Below are 25,011 nucleotides of genomic sequence, written 5' to 3'. Positions count from 1 at the left end.
CACCGGCCGTGGCCCCGTTCGCACGGGTCCACGGCCGGTGGGTGGCGTCGTCCGCCGGTCGGTCGACCGGTGGGCCGGTGACGAACCGGTCGACCGGTCAGACGCCGACCGGGGGTGCCGCCTGGTGGGCGGGGTCGTTCACCTCGCCGACCAGTTCCTCCAGGACGTCCTCCATGGTGACCAGCCCCAGCGTGTGGTCGGCGTCGTCCACGACCGCCGCCAGGTGGGAGGCGCCGCGGCGCATGGCGGCCAGGGCGTCGTCCAGCGGTGTGGCCGCCGGGACCGAGATGACCGGCCGCCACACCGAGCGGGCGATGGGCGCCGCGCGGTCCTCCGCGTCCAGGGCGTCCTTGACGTGCAGGTAGCCCAGGATCGCGCCGCCCTCGCCCACCACCGGGAACCGGGAGAACCCGGTGGCGACGGCGAGCTCCTCCAGCCGCTCGGCGGTGACGTCGACCGGGACGGTCACCGTGTGGTCGGTGCTGAGCAGCACCTCGGTGACCGGCCGGCGGCCCAGCGCCAGCGCGTCCTCCAGGCGTTCCTGCTCGCGCGGGTCGAGCAGGCCGGCCGCCTGGGAGTCCTTGAGCATGTGGGCCAGCTGGGTGCTGTCGAAGGCCGACTCCACCTCGTCCCTGGCCTGCACGCCCATCAGCCGCAGGATGCCGTTGGCCAGCGCGTTGATGGAGAAGATCAGCGGGCGCAGCACCCGGGTGATCGCCACCAGCGGGGGCGCCAGCCACAGCGCGGTGGTGGCGGGCGCGGCCAGCGCGATGTTCTTCGGCACCATCTCGCCGACCAGCATGTGCAGGTAGGTCGCCAGCGTCAGCGCGATGACGAAGGAGATCGGGTGCACCAGGCCGTGCGGCACGCCGACGGCCTCGAAGCCGGGCTCCAGCAGGTGCGCGATGGCCGGCTCGGCGACCGCGCCCAGCACGACCGTGGAGAGCGTGATGCCGAACTGCGCCGTGGCCATCATCGGCGACAGGTGCTCCAGGGCGGACAGCACGGTCCGCGCCCGGCGGTCGCCCGCGTCGGCCAGCGGCTCGATCTGGCTGCGGCGGACCGAGATCAGGGCGAACTCGGCGCCGACGAAGAAGGCGTTGGTCAACAGGGTGAGGCCACCCAGCAGCAACTGGAACGCGGTCATCGGGCGCTCACCCCCTCACGGTGCGCGAGGGCGCCGTCGCGGTGCGCGTGGACGGCACCGTCGCCGTGCCCGCCGCGGTCGTGCTGTCCCTCGCGCAGGGCCCTGGCCGCCGCCCGCAGGGCCGGGGACCGCTCGTGGTCCCCCACCCGGTCGGTCCCGGCGTCGGGCGCGTCGCCGGCGTCCGCGCCGCGGGGGCGGTCGGCGTGCTCGTGGGGCCGGGCCGGCTCGGACGGCGCGGTGAGCCGCACGCGCTCGGCGCGGTGGTGCTCCACGGAGAGCACCTCGGCGTGCCAGCCCGCGACCTCCAGCGTGTCGCCCTTGGCCGGGATGCGGCCGAGCCGGTCGGCGAGCAGGCCGGCGAGGGTCTCGTAGGGGCCCTCCGGGACGCGCATGCCCATCCGCTCCAGCTCGTCGATGCGGTACCCGCCGTCGACCTCCCAGCTGTCCGGGGTGCCGTCGACGGAGTGCACCGGCAGGATCTCCGGGGCCTCGTCCACGTCGTGCTCGTCGCGGACCTGGCCGACGACCTCCTCGACGATGTCCTCCAGGGTGGCCACCCCGGCCGTGCCGCCGTACTCGTCCACCACGATCGCCATGGTCTGCCGGCGCCGCAGCTGCTCCAGCAGCTGGTCCACCGGAAGGGTCTCCGGGACCCGCATGGGCTCGGCGGCGAGACGGCCGACGGACCACTCCATCCGCTGGTCGGCGGGGACCGCGAGGGCGTCCTTCAGGTGCACCACGCCGACGACGTCGTCCAGGCTCTGCCGGTAGACGGGGAAGCGGGACAGCCCGGTGGCCCGGGTGAGGTTGATCACGTCGGCGGCCGTGGCGTTGTCCTGGAGGGAGCGCACCTGCACGCGCGGCGTCATCACGCTCTGCGCGGTCAGCTCGGACAACCGCAGGGTGCGCACGAACAGGTCCGCGGTGTCGGCCTCCAGCGCGCCCTCCCGGGCGGAGTGCCGGGCCAGCGCCATCAGCTCGTTCGGGGTGCGCGCGGAGGCCAGCTCCTCGGTCGGCTCCATGCCGAGCCGGCGCACCACGTAGTTCGCGGTGTTGTTCAGCCCGTTGATCAGCGGGCCGAACGCGGCGGTGAACAGCTGCTGCGGCAGGGCGACGACCCGGGCCATGCCGAGCGGGTTGGAGATCGCCCAGTTCTTCGGCACCAGCTCACCGAAGATCATGGTGAAGACGGTCACCAGGACGGTGGCCAGGGTGAGGCTGACGCCGGCCGCGGCCGAGGCGGGGATGCCCAGCGCGGCCAGCGGCCCGGTCAGCAGCCGGCCCACCGAGGGCTCGGCGATCATGCCGATCACCAGCGAGGTCAGGGTGATGCCCAGCTGGGCGCCGGAGAGCTGGACGGTCAGCCGGCGGACCGCCTTCAGCGCGTGGTCCGCGCCGCGCAGGCCCTTGGCGGCGGCGCGTTCGAGCTCACCGCGCTCGACGGTGGTGAGGGAGAACTCGGAGGCCACGAACACCGCGCAGGCGGCGGTGAGCAGGACGGCCACACCGAGCAGGAGCAGTTCGGTCATCGCGTCGCCTCCGCGCTGCGGCCCTGGGTGCGGGTCGAGGGGTCGGCGACGCCGGTACTACCGGACGATGCGTCCATCGAGGTGGAGTGTCACTCCTCTGGTCGGGGGAAGCGCGCCGTGCGGCGCGGTCGCCGCCTCCGGCCCGGGCGTGGGACACCCTCCGGGCCTCGCGGCGCCGAGCGGCCGACGGGTGGCCGCTCCGTATCAAGAGTAGAAGAAGTGCGGGCGATCGTCACGAGCGACTGGTGCTGCCGCGTGGACGGGTGGGGCGCCGTCGCGGCACCGGCCGCGGGTGGCGGCTAGCCGCGCGGGTCCTCGGGGGCGTGGGCGTCGACGAGGTCCCGCAGGGCGCGGGCGCCGCGCACCGCCTGGTCGCGTCCGCCCGCCGGCTGGATGCCCATGGCGGCCAGCGTGGTGCCGTCGGAGAGGTCCAGCAGCACCCACGGGTCGCCCTGCCGCAGGTTGACGCGGACCACCTCGGCCCACTCCAGGCGGCGCCGGCGCACCACGTTGACCACGGTGAGCCCGGCCTCGTCGACGACCACCTTGGGCCGCGCCAGCAGCGCCGCCACGCCCCAGCAGAACAGGCCGAAGCAGACCAGGGCGGCGCGGTCGCCGACGCCCCAGGCGCCGGGGCCGCCGGTCGGCAGCGCCAGCGCGACCACCACCATGGCCGTGGTCAGCGCGGCGCCGACCACGTGCAGGAAGATCCAGACCCGGCGGGGGCGGAAGACCGCGGGCAGCGTGGGCGGGCGGCGGTCGTCCGCGCCCGGGGGCCGGCCGGTCTCGGTCATGACATGCTCCAGCGCGATGGTGCGGCGGCCCCGCCCCGGGCCGGCGGGCGGCGGGTCGGGCGGGGCCGCGGTGGGCGACGGGCTACCGGGTCACAGCCGGCAGGCGTGGATCTTGGTGACCAGGATCGCCCGGGCGCCGATCTCGTAGAGGTCGTCCATGATCCGCTGGGCGTCCCGGTGGGGCACCATGGCCCGCACCGCGACCCATCCGGAGTTGTGCAGCGGCGAGACCGTCGGGGACTCCAGGCCCGGCGTCAGCGCGACGGCCGCCTCCACCTGCTCCGCCCGGATGTCGTAGTCCATCATCACATAGCGGCGCGCCACCAGCACGCCCTGCATCCGGCGGAGGAACAGCTCCACGGCGTGCGAGCTGTCCGCGCCCTTGCGGCGGATCAGGACGGCGTCGGACTCCAGGATCGGCTCGCCGATGATCTCCAGCCCCGCGTTGCGCAGGGTGGTGCCGGTGGAGACCACGTCGGCGATGACGTCCGCCACGCCGAGCTGTATCGCGGTCTCCACCGCGCCGTCCAGGCGGACCACGGCGGCGTTCACGCCGTGCTCGGCGAGGTAGCGCTCCACCACGCCCGGGTAGGAGGTGGCGATGGTCAGGCCCTCCAGGTCGGCCAGGCCGGTGGCGGTGCCGGGGCGGGTGGCCCAGCGGAAGGTGGAGCCGCCGAAGCCGAGCTGCATGACCTCCTCGGCCTCCGCGCCGGAGTCGAGGAGGAGGTCGCGGCCGGTGATGCCGAGGTCCAGCCGGCCGGAGCCGACGTAGACGGCGATGTCGCGGGGGCGCAGGAAGAAGAACTCGACGTTGTTCTCCGGGTCGACCAGGACCAGTTCGCGCGAGTCCTTGCGCTGCCGGTAGCCGGCCTCATGGAGCATCGCCGCCGCAGGCTCGGAGAGGGAACCCTTGTTCGGTACGGCGATGCGCAGCATGTCTCTTCCTCACGTGTCCGGCGGGCTAGCGCGCGGAGGTGTTCCGGACGGTCCCGCCCCGGGTGGGGCGGGCCGTTGGGGGCGGGGGCGGGCCCGGTTCGTGCCGGGCGCGTTTCCCCGCCGCAACGCTACCGGTTGGCCACGGGCGGCGGGGAACCGGCCCACATGGTGGTCGCCGGCGGGCGGGCTCACAGGTGGCGGTAGACGTCCTCCAGGGAGATGCCCCGGGCCACCATCATCACCTGCAGGTGGTAGAGGAGCTGCGAGATCTCCTCGGCGGCCTGCTCGTCGGTCTCGTACTCGGCGGCCATCCACACCTCGGCCGCCTCCTCGACGATCTTCTTGCCGATGGCGTGCACGCCTGCCTGCACCAGCTCCACGGTGCGGGAGCCGGGCTGGCCGTCGGCCACCTTCTGCTGGAGCTCCGCGAAGAGCTGCTCGAACGTTTTGGTCTCCACGGGGGTGGATTCTCCCAGATGGGGCGGGAGCATCCGTCGTGCGCCCCGTGCGCCGGCGTGCGGCCCGGTTCCACCGCACGCTTCCCCTTTCTCGGGGCAGCCGGCATGACTAACCTCTTGTGCGACTAGTGACACTTCCGACACGAGGGGTGAGATCGTGGCACTGCCCCAGTACGAATGGATCGCCACCGACCTGCGCAGCCAGATCGTCCGGGGCGAGCTGGCCCCCGGCGACACGCTGCCGGCGGAAGGCGCGCTCGCGGAGCAGTGGGGCGTGGCCCGTTCGACCGTCAAGCAGGCGCTCGGCCTGCTGCGCAACGAGGGGCTGGTGGAGTCCCGGCAGGGCGTCGGCACCTGGGTGCGCGAGCGGCTGCCGCTGGCCCGCACCGCCGGCGAGCGCTACGACTGCGCGCTGCGGACCGGACGGGTGTACCCGGCCGGCGAGCAGGCCGACATCCTCGCCGCGGACGTCGTCGAGGCCCCCGACCACGTCGCCGCCGGCCTCGGCCTGCAGCCGCGGGCCCTGGTGGTGCGCCGGCACCGGGTGACCAACGAGGACGCGCGGCCGGTCGCGACCTCGTGGAGCTTCTTCCACGCCGCCGTCGCCGACCTCGCGCCGCGCCTGCTGGAGAAGGAGCGGATCCACCAGGGCACCACGCGCTACCTGGAGCAGCGGACCTTCCGCCGCCCGAAGAGCGCCCGGGACATGTGGACCTCGCGCCTGGCCACGGCGGAGGAGCGGGCCCTGCTGGACCTCCAGGACCCCTCCGCGGTGACCGAGGTGCGCCACATCACCTACGACGCCAACGGGGTGCCGCTGGCCTACGAGGTGGGGGTCACCCCGGCCGGCCGCTGGGCGCGCACCGAGGAGTACCCGCTGGGACGGTAGCGGCGATACGTGTGATGATCAGTCAACTCCGCTGCGGGCGTGAAGTCCGGGCGGCTGTTCGGGTGGCCGTGGGCCGGCGCGCGCTTGCCGGGGCCGCCGGCTCGGGATGTGTCAGCCGTCCCCGACGACCACCACGGGTGGTCGGCCCGGGACGCACGTCACCGTCACGAGAAGGGACAACGTCGCCATGCGCCGCTTGACCGCCACCGCCCTGGGAGCCCTCGCCCTCGTCGGCATCCTCGCCGCCCCGGCCCAGGCCCTCTACGTCGACGCCTACCAGTCCGCCGCCGGCGGGGAGGGTTTCGGCGGCGAGTACGGCCAGTACGACGCCGGGGTGGAGATCGCCACGGGCGACTGAGCCGGCCCGTCGCGGCGCCCGCGCCGCGTGCGGCCGCCGGCGGCCGGTCGAGGAGTCACCACCTCGGCCGGCCGCCGGCTCGTCGTCCCCCGCCTCACCGCCAGGGTTCGGAGACCGTCCGCAGCGTCATGGCGGTGGCGACGGCGGCGACGGCCGCCTCGTGCCCCTTGTCCTCCGTCGAGCCCTCCAGGCCAGCCCGGTCCAGCGCCTGCTGCTCGTCGTCGCAGGTGAGCACCCCGAACCCGACGGGAACGCCGGTGTCCACGGTGACCTGGGTGAGCCCGGCCGTCACGCCCTGGCAGACGTACTCGAAGTGCGGGGTGCCGCCGCGGATCACCACGCCCAGCGCCACCACCGCGTCGTAGCCCCGCTTGGCCACGGTGCCGACCACCACCGGCAGTTCGAAGCTGCCCGGCACCCGCAGCACGGTCGGCTCGACGATCCCCAGCTCGCGCAGGGCCCGCAGCGAGCCGTCCAGCAGGGCGTCCATGATCTTCTCGTGCCACTGCGCCGCCACCACGGCGACCCGCAGGTCCTGGCAGTTCTCCACGGTGAGGGTGGGGGCTCCCCTGCCACTCATTTTGTTGCTCCTCGACGGTCGAAGGGACGTGGGGCTCTCGCGGCTGAGGCCAGCCGTTACGGAGGACGAAGCGAACGGGCCGGTCAGGAACCGGTCGGCTGCGGGACCGGCGGCGGCTCGGGGGCGGCGGTGCGCAACCAGGGCAGGTCGTGCCCCATCCGGTCGCGCTTGGTGACCAGGTAGCGCACGTTGTCCACGCCGGGCGGGACCGGCACGGCCTCCCGGCCGGTCACCGGGATGCCCAGCGCCTCCAGGGCGTCCCGCTTCGCGGGGTTGTTGGTCAGCAGCCGCACCGAGCGCACCCCGAGGTCGGCGAGGATCTGCGCCCCGGCCCGGTAGTCCCGGGCGTCGGCGGGCAGGCCGAGTTCGAGGTTGGCGTCCACGGTGTCCAGCCCGGCGTCCTGGAGCTGGTAGGCGCGCAGCTTGTGCACCAGCCCGATGCCGCGCCCCTCGTGCCCGCGCAGGTACAGCACGACCCCGTGGCCGATCTCGGCGATCCGCTCCATCGCCGCCTCCAACTGCGGACCGCAGTCGCAGCGCAGCGAACCGAAGGCGTCGCCGGTGAGGCACTCGGAGTGCACCCGGACCGGGACGTCCTCGCCCTTGGGCAGCCGCCCGTCCACCAGCTCGCCGGCCACCAGGGCGATGTGCTCGCCGCCGTCCGCGGCCCGGTAGCCGACGGCGCGGAACCGGCCGTGCCGGGTGGGCAGGTCGGTCTCGGCGGCGCGCACCACGCCGGGCAGGTCCCCCGACGGGCCGGCGTCGCCGCCGCCGTGCGCGGCGCCGAGCGCGGTCGCGCCGGCCGGCCGCGTCGCCCCGGCCGGCCGCGTCGCCCCGGCGGGCCCGGCCGCCCCGCCGAGGGGCTCCGCCTCGGCGCCGGTGGACTCCACCGCGGCCAGCCGCCGCCGGTAGGCGATCAGCGCCTCGATGGAGATGATCTTCAGGCCGTGGGCGCGGGCGAAGGGGACCAGGTCGGGCAGCCGGGCCATGGTGCCGTCGTCGTTGACGATCTCCGCGATGGCGCCGGCCGGCGGCAGGCCGGCCAGCCGGGCCAGGTCCACGGTGGCCTCGGTGTGCCCGGGGCGGGCCAGCACCCCGCCGGGCACGGCGCGCAGCGGCAGCACGTGCCCGGGGCGGATCAGGTCGGTCGGGCCGCTCGCCGGATCGCCGAGCACCCGCACCGTGCGGGCGCGATCGGCGGCCGAGATGCCGGTGGTGACCCCGTGCCGGGCGTCGACCGAGACGGCGTAGGCGGTCTGCTTGCTGTCCTCGTTGACCTCGGTCATCGCGGGCACCCGGAGCCGGTCCAGGTCCTCCGGCGTCATGGGGGCGCAGACGTAGCCGGAGGTGTAGCGGATGAAGAACGCCATCCACTGCGGGGTGACCGCGGAGGCGGCGATGACCAGGTCGCCCTCGTTCTCCCGGTTCTCGTCGTCCACCACGACGACCGGCTTGCCGGCGGCGATCTCCGCGATGGCCTCCTCGACGGTGTCGAGGGCGAGGTCGGCGTCGCGGACTGGCCGGCCTTCGGCCGTCCAGGCCAGGTCGTCCTCGGCGCGGGAGCGGGGCACCCGCTCCGGGCGGGGGGTGGGTCGGGTGGTCACAGGGAGGCTCCTTCGCTTGGGGTGCCGGCGCCGGGGGCCCGGCTGGGGCCCGGCACCGCCGGGGCGGCGGCCGCGGCGCGGGCCTGCCGGCCGCGCCGCCACCAGTCACGGAGCCCGAACAGCACCATGACGAACATGACCGTGTAGACGGCGCCGCTGAACAGCAGGCCGCCGGAGACGGCCAGCGGGACGCCCACGACGTCCACCAGGATCCAGGCGAACCAGAACTCGACCAGGCCACGGGCCTGGGCGAGCATCGCCACCAGGCTGCCGACGAAGATGTAGGCGTCCGGCCAGGGCGCCCAGGAGGCGTCCAGCGCGTCCAGCAGCAGGGCGAACGCGGAGGTGCCCACGGCGAGCAGGGCCAGCAGGCCGATCCGCTCGGCGGTGGTGGCGAAGCGCACCGCGACGGCGCCGTCGCCCCCGGCGCCCCCCGCGCGCCGGCGCCGGGTCCACCGCCACCAGCCGTAGGCGCCCACCACGATGATGACGACCTGGCGGGCGGCGTTCCCGCCGAGGTTCACGGACAGGCTCGCCACGATCAGCAGCAGGGAGCCGGCGATCTGCACCGGCCAGGTGAGCACCGAGCGCCGCATCGCCAGCGCGATGGTGGCGACGGCGGCGATGTTGCCGAGCAGGTCTGCCCAGGGCACGCCCTCGCCGCCCACGGTGAAGATCGGCTCCTCCAGCCAGGAGAACCAGTCCAGGAGGTCCACGGTCCTCACCGCCCCGCCGGCAGGTCGGCGGGCTCGCCCGCGGCGGGCGCGTGGCCCCCGTCGGCCGGTACGTCGCGCAGGCGGCGCCCGGCGATCTCCGGCTCGACCGCCACCAGCCGCTCCAGGTACTTGGCGAGCACGTCCACCTCCAGGTTGACCCGCTCGCCCACCGCGCGCCGCCCGAGCGTGGTGAGGGCGAGGGTGGTGGGGATGAGGCTGACGGTGAAGGAGTCGTGGCCGGCCTCGACCACGGTGAGGCTGACGCCGTCGACGGTGATCGAGCCCTTCTCCACCACGTAGCGGGCCAGGCGGGCCGGCAGCGAGAAGCGCAGCACCTCCCAGCGCGGGGCGCCGGCGGCGTCCAGCGGTCCGCTCGTGCGGGCGAGCAGCTCGGCGGTGCCGTCGACGTGTCCCTGCACGATGTGGCCGCCGAGCCGGGCGCCCACGGCGGTGGCCCGCTCCAGGTTGACCGGCGTCCCGGCGGTCAGGTCGCCGAGGTTGGAGCGGTGCAGCGTCTCGGCCATGACGTCGGCGGTGAACTCGTCGGGGGCCAGGCCGGCCGTTCCGGGGACGTCCACGACGGTGAGGCAGACGCCGTTGACGGCGATCGAGTCGCCGTGCCGGGCCTGGACGGTGACGGTACGGCCACGCAGCCGTATCCGGGCGGCTGAGTCGAGGCGTTCCACGCCCACGACCTCGCCGAGCTCCTCGACGATTCCGGTGAACAACTCGGTGCTCCCTCCGCGCTCGATGCGCGCGGCTCCGGGGCACCCGCGGACGTGATAACGCTTGCGGAACGGCACCGAAGGGGTCGGGAACCACCGTCCGAGGGAGCACCCGCCGACCGGTGGTCGCGCGGGTCGGCCCCGGGCGGCCCCTCCGCGGACCGCGCCCGATCAGGACGCGCCCCGGCCGGAAGGCCACCGGTACCACCCGCTGCGCAACTACCTCCCATCCGGACTTTCACCGTCGGTCCCGGAATTTCACCGAGTCAGCCGGCCGATGGATTCGGCCGGGTCGCGGACTGTAACCGCCGGTTCGGAATTACACCGACCCCGGAGTGCGCAGACGTCACATGCTGGTGCCATTCTGCCACCACCGGCCGAGTGGATCATCTCCTCCGGACTGTGGCACGCCTCACGCGGCGCGCGGCCGACGCCGCCACCGGCCGGGCGAGCCTCGCCACACGGGCGCACGGGGTGCGCGCGGGGCCCACCGGGTTGAGTACCGTGCATGTCGTGAGCACTGAGGACACCATCGAGACCACCCCCACCCCCGGCGCGATCGGAGTCGGCCTGGCCACCGTGGCCGAGGACGGCACCGTCCTGGACACCTGGTACCCCGCCCCCGCGCTGACCGACGCCCCCGGCGGCCCCAGCGGCACGGAGCGGCTGACCGCCAAGCAGGTCAAGGCCGAGCTGGGCGTGCACGCGGAACGGGCGCTGGGCCCCGACGAGTGGCGCGGCGTCGAGGTGATCGGCGTGCGCTGCGTCATCTCCTCCCTGGCCGACAAGCCGGTCGACGCCCACGACGCCTACCTGCGACTGCACCTGCTCAGCTCCCGCCTGGTGCGCCCGCACGGCGCCAACCTGGACGGCATCTTCGGCCTGCTGGCCAACGTCGCCTGGACCTCGTACGGCCCCTGCCCGGTGGACCGGGTGGAGACGGCCCGGATGGCCGCGCGCGCGGACGGCCGGGTCTTCGAGGTGCAGGGCATCGACAAGTTCCCGCGGATGACCGAGTACGTCGTCCCGTCGGGCGTGCGCATCGCGAACACCGACCGGGTGCGGCTCGGAGCCCACCTGGCCCCCGGCACCACGGTGATGCACGAGGGCTTCGTGAACTTCAACGCCGGCACCCTGGGCGCCTCCATGGTCGAGGGGCGGATCAGCGCCGGCGTCGTGGTGGGCGACGGCAGCGACATCGGCGGCGGCGCCTCGATCATGGGCACGCTCTCCGGCGGCGGCAAGCAGGTCATCTCCATCGGCCAGCGCTCGCTGCTGGGCGCCAACGCCGGCATCGGCATCTCGCTCGGCGACGACTGCGTGGTGGAGGCCGGGCTGTACGTCACGGCCGGCACCCGGGTGAGCCTGCCGGACGGGACCGTGGTCAAGGCCGCGGAGCTGTCCGGCCGCTCCGGGATGCTGCTGCGCCGGCACTCGCAGACCGGCGCCGTCGAGGCGGTCTGGCGGACGAAGTCCTGGGGCGAGCTCAACGCCGACCTGCACGCGCACAACTGATCCGGCCCCGGCCGGTCGTCGGGCCCGTTCCCCCGCACGCGGGGGGACGGGCCCTCGTGCTCTCCCCTGGTTCGGCCGGCGCGTCAGCGGTTATACGCCTCGGTCGGGGCGGCCCCGGCCGCACCACCACGCGTGGAGAGAGCAGAGAGGCATCGCAATGATCGGCACCCTGGGCACCGTCGTCCTCGACTGTCCCGATCCCGTCGCGCTCGCCGAGTTCTACGCGGCCGTGCTGGGCGGCACCGCGAACACCGAGGACCCGGAGTGGACCGTGCTCACCCTGGAGGGCGGCACGGTGCTCTCCTTCCAGCTCGCGCCCGACCACCGCCCGCCGCTGTGGCCGGATCCGGAGCACCCGCAGCAGTTCCACCTCGACGTCTCGGTCGACGACGTCGACGCGGCCCACGAGCGGGTGCTGGCGCTCGGCGCCACCTTCCTCCAGGACCGCGTCGGGGAGGACGGGTACGGCTGGCGGGTCTACGCCGACCCGGCCGGGCACCCGTTCTGCCTGTGCCGCGACCGCTCCCAGGAGGCGGGCGCCGGCACGGCCCCCGGGTGACCGTGCCGGCGCCGGCCGCTCCCACCCATTCCGCGAGGTGGCCGGGCGTCATACGCGTTACCTCACGGGCCCTCGTGTGACGGGTGGTACGAACGTGACGTCATCTCAGCATGCGAGTATTCCTTGACCTCTCCGGCATTCGCTGGAAGTATTCCGGGACATGTCAGGGAAACTGCTCACTCGCCGCCGCGCGGTCGACCACATGAGGGTCGCCGGGGCCGCGTGTTGCCCGCGCCACTGACATTCCGCCGCGTCCGTCAGCCAGCCTGACCACGGCCTTTCGCACCGATCCCGCGCCCTGCCCGGCCACGGCCGGCGTGCCGTCGCGCACCGCGCCGGCGAGGCGACGACGCGCGCCCTTTCCCGTGTTCGACGCGGGTTCCGCCGTCCCCGGCACGCCCCGGCACGGCACGCCCGCGTGAATGCCGCCCGGCCGGATTCGTTCCGCTTTCCGGCATGACCGGCCATCCCCATTCACCGCCCGTTGAAATCGGCGGTGCCTTTCCATTTCCCCGCGCCGCGGCGAGGCGCCGCTTTTCGGCGTCCCCGCAACCCGGCCCCGGTCCCCGCCACCCGGGCGGTGAACCGCCCCGTCCGCGCCACCGGTTCGCCCCTTCCCCTCCCGCCCCTCCGAAAGGTCCGGACATGACCGTCACCACGGCCGACGTCTCCGCCACCCCCGCGGACTCCCCCGCCTCCCCCGCGTCCCACTCGGTGCGACCACCCGCCTTCCGCGAGGTCTTCCGCCGCCAGGCCGCCGGCGTCTGGGTGGTCACGGTGCCGGGCGAGCGTCCCGCCGGCTTCACCGCCACCTCCGTCACCTCGGTCTCCGCCGAACCGCCGCTCGTCTCCTTCGGCATCGGACGCACCGCCTCGACCTGGCCCGCCCTCTCCCGGGCCACCCACATAGGAGTCCACCTGCTGGCCGAGGACCAGCGGACCCTGGCCGGCACCTTCGCCCGCTCCGGCGCCGACCGCTTCGCCCCGCCCACCTCCTGGCACACCGGCGCGCACGGGGTGCCGGTGCTGGACGGCGTGCTGGCACGGCTGGTGTGCGAGGTGGAGACCCGGATCGACGCCGGGGACCACACCGTGGTGCTGGCCCGCGCCGTCGAGTCCGAGCACCGCGACGGCCGCCCGCTGCTCTACCACTCCGGCGGCTACCACACCCTGCGGGACTGAGCCCTCCCGATCCCCACCTTTCCGCCGCACGTTCCCGTTCCGTCGAGGAGTCGCAGAGCCATGTCCCTCCGTCATCTCCCCACCCGGTCACGCCGACGGCCGGCGGCCCGCCCGGACGCCTCCCCGGTGCGGCGCCCGCGCGGCCCGCTGGCCGCCCTGGTACTGGCGACCGTCGTGACGGTCGCGCTCAGTGGTTGCTCCTCCACCGGCCGGGCCGAACCGCCCGGGGGCGGCCTCGCGGCCGACGCCGCGCTGCCGACCGAGGTCCCGCCGGGCACCACGCTCACCATCGGCGATCCGGTGACCCAGCGGGCGCTCGAGCTGTCCGGGCTCGCCGACGACCTGCCGTTCGAGATCGAGTGGGCCAACATCAGCGGTGGCCCGCAGACCACCGAGGCGTTCCGCGCGGGCGCCCTCGACGTCGGTTCGGTGGCGGACATCCCGCCCATCCACGCCACCTGGACCGGCCTGGACGTCAAGGTGATCGCCGCGAGGTTCCGGCAGGACCCCGTCAACCACCCGATCTACGAGCTCGGTGTGGCCCCCGGCGTCGACGTGACCGAGATCGGCGACCTGGCGGGCAAGCGCATCGCCTACAGCCCCGGACAGGCGCAGGGAGCCCTGGTGCTGCGGGTGCTCCAGGCCGCCGGGCTGACCCGGGACGACGTCGAGCTGGTGGAGCTCGCCAGCACCGGCGACGTCTACCCGACCGCGCTGGCCAGCGGCCAGGTGGACGTGGCGCCGCTCGGCGGGGTCAACATCAAGCGCTACCTGGCCAACTACGGTGCCGACGGCGCGACGACGATCCGCCACGGCCTGCGTGACGACCCCTCCTACCTCTACGTGCCGACCGGGGTGCTCCGGGACCCGGCGAAGGCCGCCGCGCTGCGGGAGTTCGTCGAGGTGTGGGCGCAGGCGCACGCCTGGGCCCACGACAACCGCGACGCCTGGATCGACGGCTACTACGTCGAGCAGGAGGGACTCAGCCGCGAGGACGGCGAGTACCTCGCGGACGCGGCGGGGGTCCCGGACATCCCGGCCGACTGGGACGAGGTCATCGAACGGCAGCAGCAGACCATCGACCTGCTCGCCGAGGCGACCGACCAGCCGCGGCTGGAGGCCGCCGAACTGTTCGACCGCCGCTTCGAGTCGGTGGCGGCGGACGCGCTGGGCGGGGCCCGGGAAGGAGCGGCGTCGTGACGCTCCAGACCTCCCCGACCTCCCGGCCCGACGCGGGGGCGGCCACGACCGCCCAGCCCGCGGCCGGCCCCACCGGCACCGCGGCCGACCGGCTCCGGCGCACCACCCCACCGGCGCGCGCCCGGCGCCGCCGCCTCGGCCCCGGCCGACCGCTCCCGCTCGGCTGGGCCTACGGCCCGGTGCTGCTGGTCGCGGTCTGGTCGATCGGCTCGGCCGCCGGGCTGATCGACCCGCGCAGTCTCTCCGCGCCGTGGACGGTGGTGACCACCGCCGGCGAGCTGATCGCGGAGGGCCGGCTCCAGGAGCACCTGGCCGCCTCCGCGCAGCGGGCACTGCTCGGGCTGCTCTTCGGCGTCGCGGCGGGCACCGTGCTCGCCGTGGTCTCCGGCCTCAGCCGGCTGGGCGAGGCGATCATCGACGGCCCGGTCCAGATCAAGCGGGCCATCCCCTCCCTGGCGCTGATTCCACTGCTGGTGCTGTGGTTCGGCATCGGGGAGAGCATGAAGGTCATCACCATCGCCCTCGGGGTGCTGATCCCCATCTACATCCACACCCACAACGCGCTGCGCTCCATCGACAGCCGCTACGTGGAGCTGGCCGAGACGGTCGGCCTGGACCGGGCGGGCTTCGTCCGGCACGTGGTGCTGCCGGGCGCCCTGCCCGGCTTCCTGCTCGGGCTGCGCTTCGCGGCGACCGCGGCCTGGCTCGCCCTGGTGGTGGTCGAGCAGGTCAACGCGACCAGCGGCATCGGCTACATGATGGAGCTGGCCCGCACCTACGGCCAGACCGACGTGATCCTGGTCGGCCTGGTGGTCTACGGCCTGCTCGGCCTGGTCTCCGACGGGTTGGTACGGCTGGTTCAGAGGAGGGCGCTGTCATGGCGACGCACCCTGGCGGACTGAGCACGACGGCCGCACCGGCCGGCACCGGTCAGCCGGCACCGGCCGTGCGGGTCAGCGAACTGGTCCGCGCCTTCTCCGACCGCCGGGTGCTCGACGGCCTGGACCTGACGATCCGTGCCGGGGAGTTCGTGGCGCTGCTCGGACGCAGCGGCTCCGGGAAGTCCACCCTGCTGCGGGCGCTGGCCGAGCTGGACCACGAGGTGGCGGGGTCCGGGCTGCTCCAGGCCCCGCGCAACCGCTCGGTGGTGTTCCAGGACGCGCGTCTGCTCCCCTGGCGGCGGGTGCTGGACAACGTGGTGCTCGGCCTGGACGGCCCGGGGGCGGGCGACCGCGGACGCGCGGCGCTGGCCGAGGTGGGGCTGGCCGGGCGGGAACGCGCCTGGCCGACCCAGCTGTCCGGTGGTGAGCAGCAGCGGGTGGCGCTGGCCCGGTCGCTGGTCCGCGAACCGGAGCTGCTGCTGCTCGACGAGCCGTTCGGGGCGCTGGACGCGCTGACCCGCATCCGCATGCACGCCCTGCTGCGGCGGCTGTGCGACCGCCACCGGCCCGCGGTGCTCCTGGTGACGCACGACGTGGACGAGGCGATCGTGCTCGCCGACCGCGTGGTGGTCCTGGAGGAGGGCGCGATCGCCGCCGACGTCCCGGTGGACCTGCCCGCCCCACGGGAGCACGGCCACCCGGCCTTCGGCCGGCTCCGCGCGCGCCTGCTGGCGCGGCTGGGGGTGCCCGCCCAGGTCGGCGGCCCCGGCGACGACCCGGACGGCGGTGCGGCGCCGCCACGAACGCACGCACCACAGCAGGCACACGTACCGCAGGCAGCACAGAACGGCAGGTCCCGATGACGCCCCCCGCACGCCAACTCCACCTCAACGCCTTCCTGATCAACGCCGGCCACCACGAGGCGGCCTGGCGGCTGCCGGAGAGCGACCCGGTGGGCTCCACCGGTCTGGAGCACCACGTCCGGCTGGCCCGGCTGGCCGAACGGGGCACCTTCGACTCGCTGTTCCTCGCCGACAGCCCCGCCCTCCACAGCGACGTCGGCAGGCGGCCGAGCAGCATCCTGGAGCCGACCGTCCTGCTGACCGCGCTGGCCGCGGCCACCACGCGGATCGGGCTGATCGCCACCGCCTCGACCACGTACAACGAGCCGTTCAACCTGGCCCGCCGGTTCGCCTCGCTGGACCACGTCAGCGGCGGCCGGGTCGGCTGGAACATCGTCACCACGGCCACCCTGGAGGCGGCGCGCAACTTCGGCCTCGACGAGCTGCCCCCGCACGCCGAGCGCTACGCGCGGGCCGCCGAGTTCATCGAGGTGAGCCTGAAGCTGTGGGACAGCTGGGAGGACGGCGCGATCGTCGCCGACAAGGCCGCCGGCGTGTGGGCCGACCAGGAGCGCGTGCGCGCCGTCGACCACCGGGGACGGTACTTCTCCGTCGCCGGGCCGCTGAACGTGGCCCGGTCCCCGCAGGGCCACCCGCTGCTCGTGCAGGCCGGCTCCTCCGAGGACGGCCGGGCGCTGGCCGCCCGCTACGCCGAGGCGGTGTTCACCGCGCAGCAGACCGTCGAGGAGGCCAGGTCCTTCTACGCCGACGTCAAGCACCGGGCCCGGCGGCTGGGCCGGGACGACCGTGGCGTGAAGGTCCTGCCGGGCATCGTCCCGGTGCTCGGCTCCACCGAGGCGGAGGCGCACGAGCGGGAGCGGCTGCTCGACGAGCTGGTGGTGCCGCGCTACGCCCTCGCGCAGCTCGCCAGGACCCTGCGCCTGCCGGTCGAGCGACTGGAGCTCGACGGGCGCCTGCCGGACGACCTGCCCGGCGAGGACCAGATCGAGGGCGCGAAGAGCCGGTACACGCTGATCGTGGACCTGGCCCGGCGGGAGCGGCTGACCGTCCGCCAGCTGATCGGACGCCTCGGCGGGGGCCGCGGCCACCACACCTTCACCGGCACCCCGGAGCAGGTGGCCGACCGGATCGAGGAGTGGTTCACCACCGGGGCCGCGGACGGGTTCAACATCATGCCGCCGGCCCTCCCGCGCGACCTGGAGCTCTTCGTGGACCACGTGGTGCCGGTGCTGCGCCGGCGCGGCCTGTTCCGCACCGAGTACACCGGGCGCACCCTGCGCGACCACTACGGCCTGCCCCGTCCGCTGGGGCGGGCCCTCGGCGGGGAGCGGATCCGGATCGAGGAGTCAGTGGCATGAGCACTACAGCACGCCAGCTGAACCTGAACCTGTTCGTCTACCCCGCCGGTCACCACGAGGCGGCCTGGCGGTACCACGGCTCGGCGGTGGACCGGATCCTGGACATCGACTACTACCGGGAGCTGGCCCGACGCGCCGAGGCCGCCCGGTTCGACGCGATCTTCCTCGCCGACGGGCCGTCGCTGCCGGACAACGTCCGCTACGCCAGCCGCTTCCGCCTCGAACCGTTCACCTGGCTCGCGGCGCTGGCGACCGCCACCACGCACCTGGGCCTGATCGCCACCGCGTCGACCACCTACACCGAGCCGTACAACCTCGCCCGCCTGTTCGCCTCGCTGGACCACCTCAGTCGCGGCCGGGCCGGCTGGAACATCGTCACCACCGGGGCCCCGCAGGCGGCGGCGAACTTCGGACTGGACGAGCACCCCGCGCACGCCGAGCGCTACGCGAGGGCCGAGGAGTTCGTCGAGGTGGTCGGCAAGCTGTGGGACAGCTGGGAGGACGAGGCGCTGGTGGCCGACCCGGTCTCCGGCGTGTTCGCCGACACCGACCGGATCCACGCCATCGACCACGAGGGCCCCCGGCTGCGCGTGCGGGGCCCGTTGAACACGCCGCGCAGCCCGCAGGGCAGGCCGGTCTACGTGCAGGCCGGCTCCTCCGAGGACGGCCGCGCCTTCGCGGCGCGCCACGCCGAGGCGGTCTTCACCGCCCACCAGACCATCGGCAGCGCACGCGCCTTCTACGCCGACGTCAAGGCGCGGGCGGCGGCCCTCGGGCGCGATCCGGCGCACCTGAAGATCCTCCCCGGGATCAGCCCGTTCCTCGGCTCCACCGAGGCCGAGGCGCGGGCGCTGCACGAGGAGTTCAACCAGCTCACCCAGCCCGCCTACTCGCTGCGGCAGCTGCGCCAGCTGCTGGGCGTCGACCTGAGCGGGCACGACCTCGACGGGCCGGTGCCGCGCGGGCTGATCGACGGCCGGGGCGAGCGCGGCGTGGGCAGCCGCTTCCAGGTGGTCGTGGACATCGTCGAGCGGGAGCGTCCGACGATCCGGCAGCTGCTGCACCGGCTGGCCGGGGCACGCGGGCACCGGGTGGTGGTCGGCACACCGGAACAGGTTGCCGACACCATCGAGGAGTGGTTCACCACCGGGGCGGCGGACGGCTTCAACGTGATGCCGCCCCACCTCACCGGCGGCTTCGAGGTGTTCGCCGACGAGGTGGTGCCGATCCTGCGCCGACGCGGCCTGTTCCGCACCGAGTACACCGGGCGCACCCTGCGCGACCACTACGGCCTGCCCCGTCCGAGGAGCCAGTACGCCGAGGTGGCCGCGCGCGCCACCGGCTGACCGGATCCGGGGACGACGCGGCGCCGCGTCGTCCCCCGGCTCTTCGCGGTCCGGCCACGGGCCCGACCGTCGCCCGGACGGCGGGAGCGCCGGACGGCGCGTCGGGACAGGGGTGTCGGATGGACAGCCGGGTTCGAACGTTGTTCAATGTGGCCATCTTCGAACGGCGTTCAAACCCCACACAGGCGGTGCCATGCGACTGACCCCCACCGAGCGGGACCGGCTGCTGCTGTTCAACGCGGCCGAGCTGGCCCGGGCCCGCCGGGCCCGCGGGCTGCGGCTGAACGTCCCGGAGGCCGAGGCGCTGGTCGCGGACGCGGTCTGCGAGGCCGCCCGGGACGGCCTGCGGCTGGCCGAGGCCGTGGCGGCCGGCCGCGCCGTGCTCGGCCCGGACGACGTGCTGCCCGGGGTGGCCGACGTGGTCACCGAGGTGCGGGTCGAGGCGGTCTTCGCGGACGGCAGCCGGCTCGCCGTGGTGCCCGATCCGATCGGCGGCGGCTCGCTGGGCGAGCGGGCCCCCGGGGCGGTGCTTCCGGCGGCACGCCCGGTGCCGGACGCCGCGGCGCGCCCGGACGCGGTACGGCTGACGGTCCGCAACACCGCCGCCGTGCCGATCAGCGTGACCTCGCACTTCCACTTCTTCGAGAGCAACCCCCGGCTGCTGTTCGACCGGGCCGCGGCCTACGGCACCCGGCTGGCCGTCCCCGCCGGCTCCTCGGTGCGCTTCGGCCCCGGCGAGACGGTCGAGGTGGCGGTGGTCCCGATCGGCGGCGACCGGGTGGTGATCGGCTTCGCCGGCCTGGTCGACGGCCCGCTCGACGCCCCCGGGGCCCGGCGGGAGGCGCTGCGCCGCGCCGCCGCCTGCGGCTACCTGGGAGCGGGCGCGGACGCGGCGGACGGCTCGGGCGCCGGCCCGGCGGACGGCCGGACGGAGGTGTCCTCGTGACCGGCGGACAGGACCACGCGGCCCGGGCGCACGAGTACGCGGCCGTGCACGGCCCCCGCGCCGGGGACCGGATCCGCCTGGGCGACACCGGCCTGGTGGTGCGGGTGGAGTCGGACGCGCAGGCCGAGGGCGAGGAGTTCCTGGTCGGCTTCGGCAAGACCGCCCGCGACGGCCTGCACCTGCGGGCGGCGGCGGTGCGCGAGACCTGCGACCTGGTGGTCTCCAACGTCGTGGTGATCGACGCGCTGCTCGGCGTCCGGAAGGTCTCCATCGGCATCCGGGACGGCCGGATCGCCGCGATCGGCCGGGCCGGGAACCCGGACACCCTCGACGGGGTGGACGTGGTGGTCGGCACCGGAACCACCATCGTCTCCGGCGAGGGCCTGATCGCCACCGCCGGCGCCATCGACACCCATGTGCACCTGCTCTCCCCGCGCATCATGGAGGCGTCCCTGGCCTCCGGGGTGACCACCGTGATCGGCCAGGAGTTCGGGCCGGTCTGGGGCGTCGGGGTGAACTCGCCCTGGGCGCTGCGGCACGCCTTCGGCGCCTTCGACGCCTGGCCGGTCAACGTCGGCTTCCTGGGGCGCGGCTCCTCCTCCGACCCGGCGCCGCTGGTGGAGGCGCTGGTCGAGGGCGGGGCGTGCGGCTTCAAGGTGCACGAGGACCTCGGCGCGCACACCCGGGCCCTGGACACCGCCCTGCGGGTGGCCGAGGAGCACGACGTCCAGGTGGCGCTGCACACCGACGGCCTGAACGAGTGCCTGTCGGTCGAGGACACCCTCGCGGTGCTGGACGGGCGCACCATCCACGCCTTCCACATCGAGGGGTGCGGCGGCGGGCACGTGCCCAACGTGCTGCGGATGGCGGGCGTCCGCAACGTCATCGGCTCCTCCACCAACCCCACCCTGCCGTTCGGCCGCGACGCGGTGGCCGAGCACCACGGCATGATCATGGCGGTGCACGGGCTGAAGCCGGACCTGCCCGGCGACGCCGCGCTGGCCCGGGAGCGGGTCCGCGCCGGCACCATGGGCGCGGAGGGCGTGCTGCACGACCTCGGCGCCATCGGCATCACCTCCTCGGACGCCCAGGGCATGGGCCGCGCCGGGGAGACCGTGCGCCGCACCTTCGCCCTCGCGGCGAAGATGAAGGCCGAGCGGGACGACCCGGACGCGGCACAGGCGGCCGGCGACGACAACGAGCGGGTGCTGCGCTACATCGCCAAGCTGACGGTCAACCCGGCGATCGCGCACGGCCTGGCGCACGAGGTGGGCTCGGTCTCGGTCGGGCTGCTGGCCGATCTGGTGCTGTGGCGGCCGGAGTTCTTCGGCGCCAAGCCGCAGCTGGTGCTCAAGGCCGGATTCCCGGCCTACGGCGTGGTCGGCGACCCGAACGCCGCCGTGGACACCGCCCAGCCGCTGGTGCTGGGCCCGCAGTTCGGCGCGCACGGGGCCACCGCGGCGGAGCTGTCGGTGGCCTTCGTCAGCGGGGCCGCCGCCGAGGCGGGCACCGCGGCGCGGCCGTCGGACGGCATGCCGACCCGCCGGCGCCGGGTGCCCGTGCGCGCCACCCGCGGCATCGGCCCCGCGGACCTGGTGCGCAACGCCCGGTTGGGGGAGGTGGAGGTGAATCCGGTGACCGGGCTGGTGACGCTGGATGGTGAGCCGCTGCGCTCGGACCCGTCCGAGAGCGTCGCGCTCAGCCGTCTGTACTTCCTGTGAACCCGGCACGCCGACCAACCCGCAGACCCCGACGAACGAGCAGGCACCCGTGAACCGGCAGGCACACGCGAACCATCGGGCACACGCGAACCAGCACCGGTGAGCACCGCCCGCCCCGACCGGCCGCCGAGCCGTCTGCCCCACACCCCGCCCTGGAGCCAGCCATGACGTCCTCCTCCTCGATCCCGTCCGCGGCCATGCCGCCGAAGCCCGCGGCGGCCGGCTTCGCCATGCCGGCCGAATGGGAGCCGCACGCCGCCACCTGGATGGCCTGGCCGCCCCCGAACCGGACCTTCGGCCCGGACGGCTCGGAGACCCTGGCCGAGGCGCGGCGCGCCTGGGCCAGGGTGGCGAACACCGTGGTCAAGTACGAGCCGCTGACGATGCTGACCGCCCCCGGGCAGTCGGCCGGCGCCCGCAGGCTGCTGGACCCGCGGGTCTCGGTGGTCGAGCACCCGATCGACGACGCCTGGATGCGGGACACCGGCCCGACCTTCCTGACCGACGGGCAGGGCGAGCTGGCGGCGGTCGACTGGGTGTTCAACGGCTGGGGCGCCCAGGAGTGGGCCCGGTGGGAGCGGGACCAGCACGTCGCGGAGGGGGTGGCCGGGCTCTCCGGCGCCCGGCGGTTCGCGTCCCGCCTGGTCAACGAGGGCGGCGGCATCCACGTCGACGGCCAGGGCACCGTGCTGCTCACCGAGACCGTGCAACTGGACCCGGCGCGCAACCCCGGCTGGACCAAGGCCGAGGTGGAGGCCGAGCTGCACGCCTTCCTGGGCACCCGCCGGGCGATCTGGCTGCCCCGCGGACTGACCCGGGACTACGGGCCGTTCGGCACCCGGGGGCACGTGGACATCGTGGCGGCCTTCGTCCACCCGGGGGTGGTGGTGGCGCACGCCCAGCCCGACCCCGCCCACCCGGACTTCGAGGTGTGCCGGGAGAACCTGCGGCTGCTGCGCTCCTCCACCGACGCCTCCGGCCGCCGGCTGGAGGTGGTGGAGCTGGTCGCGCCGACCGTCACCGAGGTGGACGGCGAACCGGTGGACTTCAGCTACGTCAACCACTACCTGTGCAACGGCGCCGTGGTGCTGTGCGCCTTCGACGACCCCTCCGACGAGGTGAACGCGCGGGTCTTCGCCGAGCTGTTCCCGCAGCGGCGGGTGGAGCTGGTGGACGCCCGGCCGATCTTCGCCGCCGGCGGCGGCATCCACTGCATCACCCAGCAGCAGCCGGAGGTGTGAGCGGGCGTGGCGGGGTCGAACACGGCGCCGGCGCGCCGCCGCCCGGCGCTGCCGCGCGAGCAGGTGCTGGCGGCGGCCATGGAGTCGATAGCCGAACGCGGACTCGCCGAGCTCACCATGGCGGCGCTCGGCCGCCGGGTGGGGATGAGCGGGGGCCACCTGCTGTACTACTTCGGCACCAAGGACCGGCTGCTGCTGGAGACCCTGCGCTGGAGCGAACGCCGGCTCGGCGAGCGGCGGCGGGCCGCGCTGGGCCGGCCGGGTACGGTCCGGGAGCGGCTGACCCGCTTCGCCGCGCTGTACCTGCCCGACGACGGCCGGGATCCGCGCTGGGCCCTGTGGGTGGAGGTGTGGCGGCGCGCCCAGGCGGTGGCGGAGCTCCGCGATGGGCAGCTGGAACTGGAGCTCGCCTGGCAGCACGACGCGGTGGCCCTGCTGCGCGAGGGCACGGCCTCCGGCGAGCTGCGGCCACGGCCCCCGTTCGACGCCGAGCGGCACGCCGTCCGGCTCCGCGCCCTGCTCGACGGCTTCGGCACCCAGCTGGTGGCCGGACTGCCGGGGATCGACCGGGCCGCCGCCCTGGAGCACGTCGAGGAGCACCTGGACGCCGTGCTGGCCGGTTAGGCGGGGGAACGGGCGCGGAACGGCCGGCCGGGCCGGGCACGGCCACGCCACCCTTCCAGGTGGTGTTGCTCGGCCACTCGCCGTGGCCGGCCGTGGCTCGCGGGGCGGCGGCCGGGCGCCCGTGGTGAGGTGGGTCGCGGATCCGATGCGTCGAAATGAGCCGCGATGTACCGCTACCTCGCAGTCGACCAGCTGCGGCTGTCCGTCAACGCCCTCGACTACGCCATCCTGCTGGTCTACTTCGCCGTCGTGCTCGGGATCGGCTTCGCCGCGCGCCGGAGCGTCCGCACCAGCCTGGACTTCTTCCTCTCCGGCCGGGCGCTGCCCGCCTGGGTGACCGGTCTGGCGTTCGTCGCGGCGAACCTGGGCGCCACCGAGATCCTCGGGATGGCGGCCAACGGCGCCCAGTACGGCATGTACACCCTGCACTGGTACCTGGTCGGGGCGATCCCGGCGATGGTGTTCCTGGGCCTGGTGATGATGCCGTTCTACTACCGCTCGCGGGTGCGCAGCGTCCCGGAGTTCCTGCTGCTGCGCTTCGGGCCGGCCCCGCACCTGCTCAGCTCGGTGATCTTCGCGGTGGCCTCGGTGCTGATCGCCGGGGTGAACCTCTACGCCCTCGGCATCGTGGTGCAGGCGCTGCTGGGGTGGCCGCTGTGGACGGCGATCGTGGTCTCCGGGACGTTCGTGCTGGCCTACATCCTGCTGGGCGGGCTCTCCTCGGCGATCTACAACGAGGTGCTGCAGTTCTTCGTGATCCTGGCGGCGCTGATCCCGCTCACCGTGGTGGGCCTGCGGCGCGTCGGCGGGTGGGACGGCCTGTCCGACAGCATCGGGGCGACGCGCGGGGAGGGCTTCCTCAGCGCGTGGCAGGGAACCGGCATCGGCGAGCCGAACTCGCTGGGGGCCAACTGGCTGACCATCGTGCTGGGCCTGGGGTTCGTGATGAGCTTCGGCTACTGGACGACGAACTTCGCCGAGGTGCAGCGGGCGATGTCGGCCCGGAACCTCAGCGCCGCCCGCCGCACCCCGCTGATCGCCGCCTACCCGAAGATGTTCATCCCGGCGATCGTGGTGGTCCCGGGGCTGATCGCGGTGGTGGTGGAGCCCACCATCGGCACCGGGGAGTACGCCTACAACGACGCGATCCCGCTGCTGATGCGGGACCTGCTGCCCAACGGCGTGCTGGGGATCGCGGTGACCGGCCTGCTGGCGGCGTTCATGGCGGGCATGGCGGCCAACGTGTCCAGCTTCAACACCGTCTTCACCAACGACATCTGGCGGCCGTACGTCCGCCGGCACCGCCCGGACGCCCACTACCTCCTGGTGGGCCGGGTGGTGACGGCCGTGGGCGTGGTGATCGGCATGGGGACGGCGTTCATCGCGGCGACCTTCTCCAACATCATGAACTACCTGCAGACGCTGTTCTCCTTCTTCAACGTCCCGCTGTTCGTCACCTTCATCCTGGCGATGTTCTGGCGGCGGATGACCAGTGCCGCCGGCTTCTGGGGGCTGCTCACCGGCACGCTCGCCGCGTTCACCACCTACCTGCTGTACCGGGCGGGGGCGGTGACCATCCCGAGCGAGCAGGGGGCGAACTTCGTCGCCTCGATCGTGGCCTTCCTGGCCGGGATGGCGGTCAGCGTGGTGGTGAGCCTGTTCACCCGGCCGAAGCCGGTGGCGGAACTGGCGGGCCTGGTCTACGGGACGACCGCCCCCGGCCTGGAGGTAGACGACCGGGCGCCCGGCGACGAGGCCTGGTACCGCAGGCCGTGGCTGCTGGGCTGGGGCGCGATCGTCCTGGCCGCCCTGCTCTACCTGCCGTTCAGCCTGTGACGA

Annotated in this window: 24 protein-coding genes and 1 riboswitch; of the genes, 15 read left to right on the top strand and 9 right to left on the bottom strand. The window is 74.5% G+C overall.

Annotated features, from left to right (window positions below; genetic code table 11):
• Nucleotides 1–97: 97 nt before the first annotated feature.
• The 5 genes from FHU37_RS06055 to FHU37_RS06035 form a co-directional block, all read right to left on the bottom strand.
• The gene (locus FHU37_RS06055; protein ID WP_179813180.1) at nucleotides 98–1,147 is read right to left on the bottom strand and encodes a hemolysin family protein; all 1,050 of its coding nucleotides are present in this window, start codon (nucleotides 1,145–1,147) and stop codon (nucleotides 98–100) included.
• Nucleotides 1,144–2,676, bottom strand: coding sequence for a hemolysin family protein (locus FHU37_RS06050; protein ID WP_179813179.1), 1,533 nt, complete (start codon nucleotides 2,674–2,676; stop codon nucleotides 1,144–1,146). Before FHU37_RS06050 ends, FHU37_RS06055 begins: the two co-directional genes overlap by 4 nt.
• A 299-nt stretch (nucleotides 2,677–2,975) precedes the next feature.
• Nucleotides 2,976–3,470 carry a PH domain-containing protein gene (locus FHU37_RS06045; RefSeq protein WP_179813178.1) on the bottom strand — a complete coding sequence of 165 codons (495 nt, stop codon included), beginning with the start codon at nucleotides 3,468–3,470 and terminating at the stop codon, nucleotides 2,976–2,978.
• Nucleotides 3,471–3,560: 90 nt separating this feature from the next.
• Nucleotides 3,561–4,406 (bottom strand): ATP phosphoribosyltransferase, encoded by an 846-nt coding sequence (gene hisG, locus FHU37_RS06040; RefSeq protein WP_179813177.1) that lies wholly within the window; start codon nucleotides 4,404–4,406, stop codon nucleotides 3,561–3,563.
• A gap of 188 nt (nucleotides 4,407–4,594) precedes the next feature.
• On the bottom strand, nucleotides 4,595–4,864 hold the full coding sequence (locus tag FHU37_RS06035) for a phosphoribosyl-ATP diphosphatase (protein WP_179813176.1): 270 nt from the start codon (nucleotides 4,862–4,864) through the stop codon (nucleotides 4,595–4,597).
• Nucleotides 4,865–5,021: 157 nt separating this feature from the next.
• On the opposite strand from FHU37_RS06035, the gene FHU37_RS06030 reads away from it, so the two are divergent.
• Both FHU37_RS06030 and FHU37_RS06025 read left to right on the top strand, forming a co-directional pair.
• Entirely contained in the window at nucleotides 5,022–5,753 is a 732-nt protein-coding gene (locus FHU37_RS06030; protein ID WP_179813175.1) for a GntR family transcriptional regulator, read from the top strand.
• 187 nt (nucleotides 5,754–5,940) lie between these two features.
• On the top strand, nucleotides 5,941–6,111 hold the full coding sequence (locus tag FHU37_RS06025) for a hypothetical protein (protein WP_179813174.1): 171 nt from the start codon (nucleotides 5,941–5,943) through the stop codon (nucleotides 6,109–6,111).
• Between the two features lie 94 nt (nucleotides 6,112–6,205).
• Here FHU37_RS06025 and ribH read toward each other — a convergent pair whose 3' ends face one another.
• The 4 genes from ribH to FHU37_RS06005 all read right to left on the bottom strand — a co-directional run bounded on the left by ribH (nucleotide 6,206) and on the right by FHU37_RS06005 (nucleotide 9,739).
• Nucleotides 6,206–6,691 carry a 6,7-dimethyl-8-ribityllumazine synthase gene (gene ribH / locus FHU37_RS06020; protein WP_179813173.1) on the bottom strand — a complete coding sequence of 162 codons (486 nt, stop codon included), beginning with the start codon at nucleotides 6,689–6,691 and terminating at the stop codon, nucleotides 6,206–6,208.
• 83 nt (nucleotides 6,692–6,774) lie between these two features.
• Nucleotides 6,775–8,235 carry a 3,4-dihydroxy-2-butanone-4-phosphate synthase gene (gene ribB / locus FHU37_RS06015; protein WP_179816060.1) on the bottom strand — a complete coding sequence of 487 codons (1,461 nt, stop codon included), beginning with the start codon at nucleotides 8,233–8,235 and terminating at the stop codon, nucleotides 6,775–6,777.
• Nucleotides 8,236–8,291: 56 nt separating this feature from the next.
• Nucleotides 8,292–9,011 carry a nicotinamide riboside transporter PnuC gene (pnuC, locus tag FHU37_RS06010; protein ID WP_312892453.1) on the bottom strand — a complete coding sequence of 240 codons (720 nt, stop codon included), beginning with the start codon at nucleotides 9,009–9,011 and terminating at the stop codon, nucleotides 8,292–8,294.
• A 5-nt stretch (nucleotides 9,012–9,016) separates the two neighbouring features.
• Complete coding sequence (locus FHU37_RS06005; protein ID WP_179813172.1) at nucleotides 9,017–9,739, bottom strand: riboflavin synthase; 723 nt, start codon at nucleotides 9,737–9,739, stop codon at nucleotides 9,017–9,019.
• 208 nt (nucleotides 9,740–9,947) lie between these two features.
• A riboswitch (FMN riboswitch) is annotated at nucleotides 9,948–10,079 on the bottom strand.
• Between the two features lie 170 nt (nucleotides 10,080–10,249).
• Between FHU37_RS06005 and dapD the strand changes: the two genes are divergently transcribed.
• From dapD to FHU37_RS05940, 13 genes are all read left to right on the top strand, one after another.
• Nucleotides 10,250–11,251 (top strand): 2,3,4,5-tetrahydropyridine-2,6-dicarboxylate N-succinyltransferase, encoded by a 1,002-nt coding sequence (gene dapD, locus FHU37_RS06000; protein ID WP_312892452.1) that lies wholly within the window; start codon nucleotides 10,250–10,252, stop codon nucleotides 11,249–11,251.
• Nucleotides 11,252–11,408: 157 nt separating this feature from the next.
• Complete coding sequence (locus tag FHU37_RS05995) at nucleotides 11,409–11,810, top strand: VOC family protein (protein ID WP_179813171.1); 402 nt, start codon at nucleotides 11,409–11,411, stop codon at nucleotides 11,808–11,810.
• 645 nt (nucleotides 11,811–12,455) lie between these two features.
• Nucleotides 12,456–12,992: a flavin reductase family protein gene (locus tag FHU37_RS05990; RefSeq protein WP_179813170.1), complete on the top strand. Its 537-nt coding sequence runs from the start codon at nucleotides 12,456–12,458 to the stop codon at nucleotides 12,990–12,992.
• Between the two features lie 60 nt (nucleotides 12,993–13,052).
• On the top strand, nucleotides 13,053–14,192 hold the full coding sequence (locus tag FHU37_RS05985; protein WP_179813169.1) for an ABC transporter substrate-binding protein: 1,140 nt from the start codon (nucleotides 13,053–13,055) through the stop codon (nucleotides 14,190–14,192).
• Complete coding sequence (locus tag FHU37_RS05980) at nucleotides 14,189–15,094, top strand: ABC transporter permease (protein WP_179813168.1); 906 nt, start codon at nucleotides 14,189–14,191, stop codon at nucleotides 15,092–15,094. The genes FHU37_RS05985 and FHU37_RS05980 overlap by 4 nt, the downstream gene beginning before the upstream one ends.
• Entirely contained in the window at nucleotides 15,070–15,936 is an 867-nt protein-coding gene (locus FHU37_RS05975; protein ID WP_179813167.1) for an ABC transporter ATP-binding protein, read from the top strand. Before FHU37_RS05980 ends, FHU37_RS05975 begins: the two co-directional genes overlap by 25 nt.
• The gene (locus tag FHU37_RS05970; protein ID WP_179813166.1) at nucleotides 15,933–17,294 is read left to right on the top strand and encodes an LLM class flavin-dependent oxidoreductase; all 1,362 of its coding nucleotides are present in this window, start codon (nucleotides 15,933–15,935) and stop codon (nucleotides 17,292–17,294) included. Before FHU37_RS05975 ends, FHU37_RS05970 begins: the two co-directional genes overlap by 4 nt.
• Complete coding sequence (locus tag FHU37_RS05965; RefSeq protein WP_179813165.1) at nucleotides 17,291–18,640, top strand: LLM class flavin-dependent oxidoreductase; 1,350 nt, start codon at nucleotides 17,291–17,293, stop codon at nucleotides 18,638–18,640. Before FHU37_RS05970 ends, FHU37_RS05965 begins: the two co-directional genes overlap by 4 nt.
• A 193-nt stretch (nucleotides 18,641–18,833) precedes the next feature.
• Nucleotides 18,834–19,586, top strand: coding sequence for an urease subunit gamma (ureA, locus tag FHU37_RS05960; protein WP_179813164.1), 753 nt, complete (start codon nucleotides 18,834–18,836; stop codon nucleotides 19,584–19,586).
• Nucleotides 19,583–21,307, top strand: coding sequence for an urease subunit alpha (locus FHU37_RS05955; protein ID WP_179813163.1), 1,725 nt, complete (start codon nucleotides 19,583–19,585; stop codon nucleotides 21,305–21,307). Before ureA ends, FHU37_RS05955 begins: the two co-directional genes overlap by 4 nt.
• Before the next feature lie 197 nt (nucleotides 21,308–21,504).
• Entirely contained in the window at nucleotides 21,505–22,548 is a 1,044-nt protein-coding gene (locus FHU37_RS05950) for an agmatine deiminase family protein (protein ID WP_179816058.1), read from the top strand.
• Nucleotides 22,549–22,626: 78 nt separating this feature from the next.
• On the top strand, nucleotides 22,627–23,172 hold the full coding sequence (locus FHU37_RS05945) for a TetR/AcrR family transcriptional regulator (RefSeq protein WP_179816057.1): 546 nt from the start codon (nucleotides 22,627–22,629) through the stop codon (nucleotides 23,170–23,172).
• A gap of 165 nt (nucleotides 23,173–23,337) precedes the next feature.
• On the top strand, nucleotides 23,338–25,008 hold the full coding sequence (locus tag FHU37_RS05940; protein WP_179813162.1) for a sodium:solute symporter family protein: 1,671 nt from the start codon (nucleotides 23,338–23,340) through the stop codon (nucleotides 25,006–25,008).
• Nucleotides 25,009–25,011 lie beyond the last annotated feature (3 nt).

Source organism: Allostreptomyces psammosilenae (genome assembly GCF_013407765.1).
Lineage (GTDB): Bacteria > Actinomycetota > Actinomycetes > Streptomycetales > Streptomycetaceae > Allostreptomyces > Allostreptomyces psammosilenae.
Note: the sequence above shows the minus strand (reverse complement) of the source record. Positions and strands in the feature narration are given on the sequence as shown.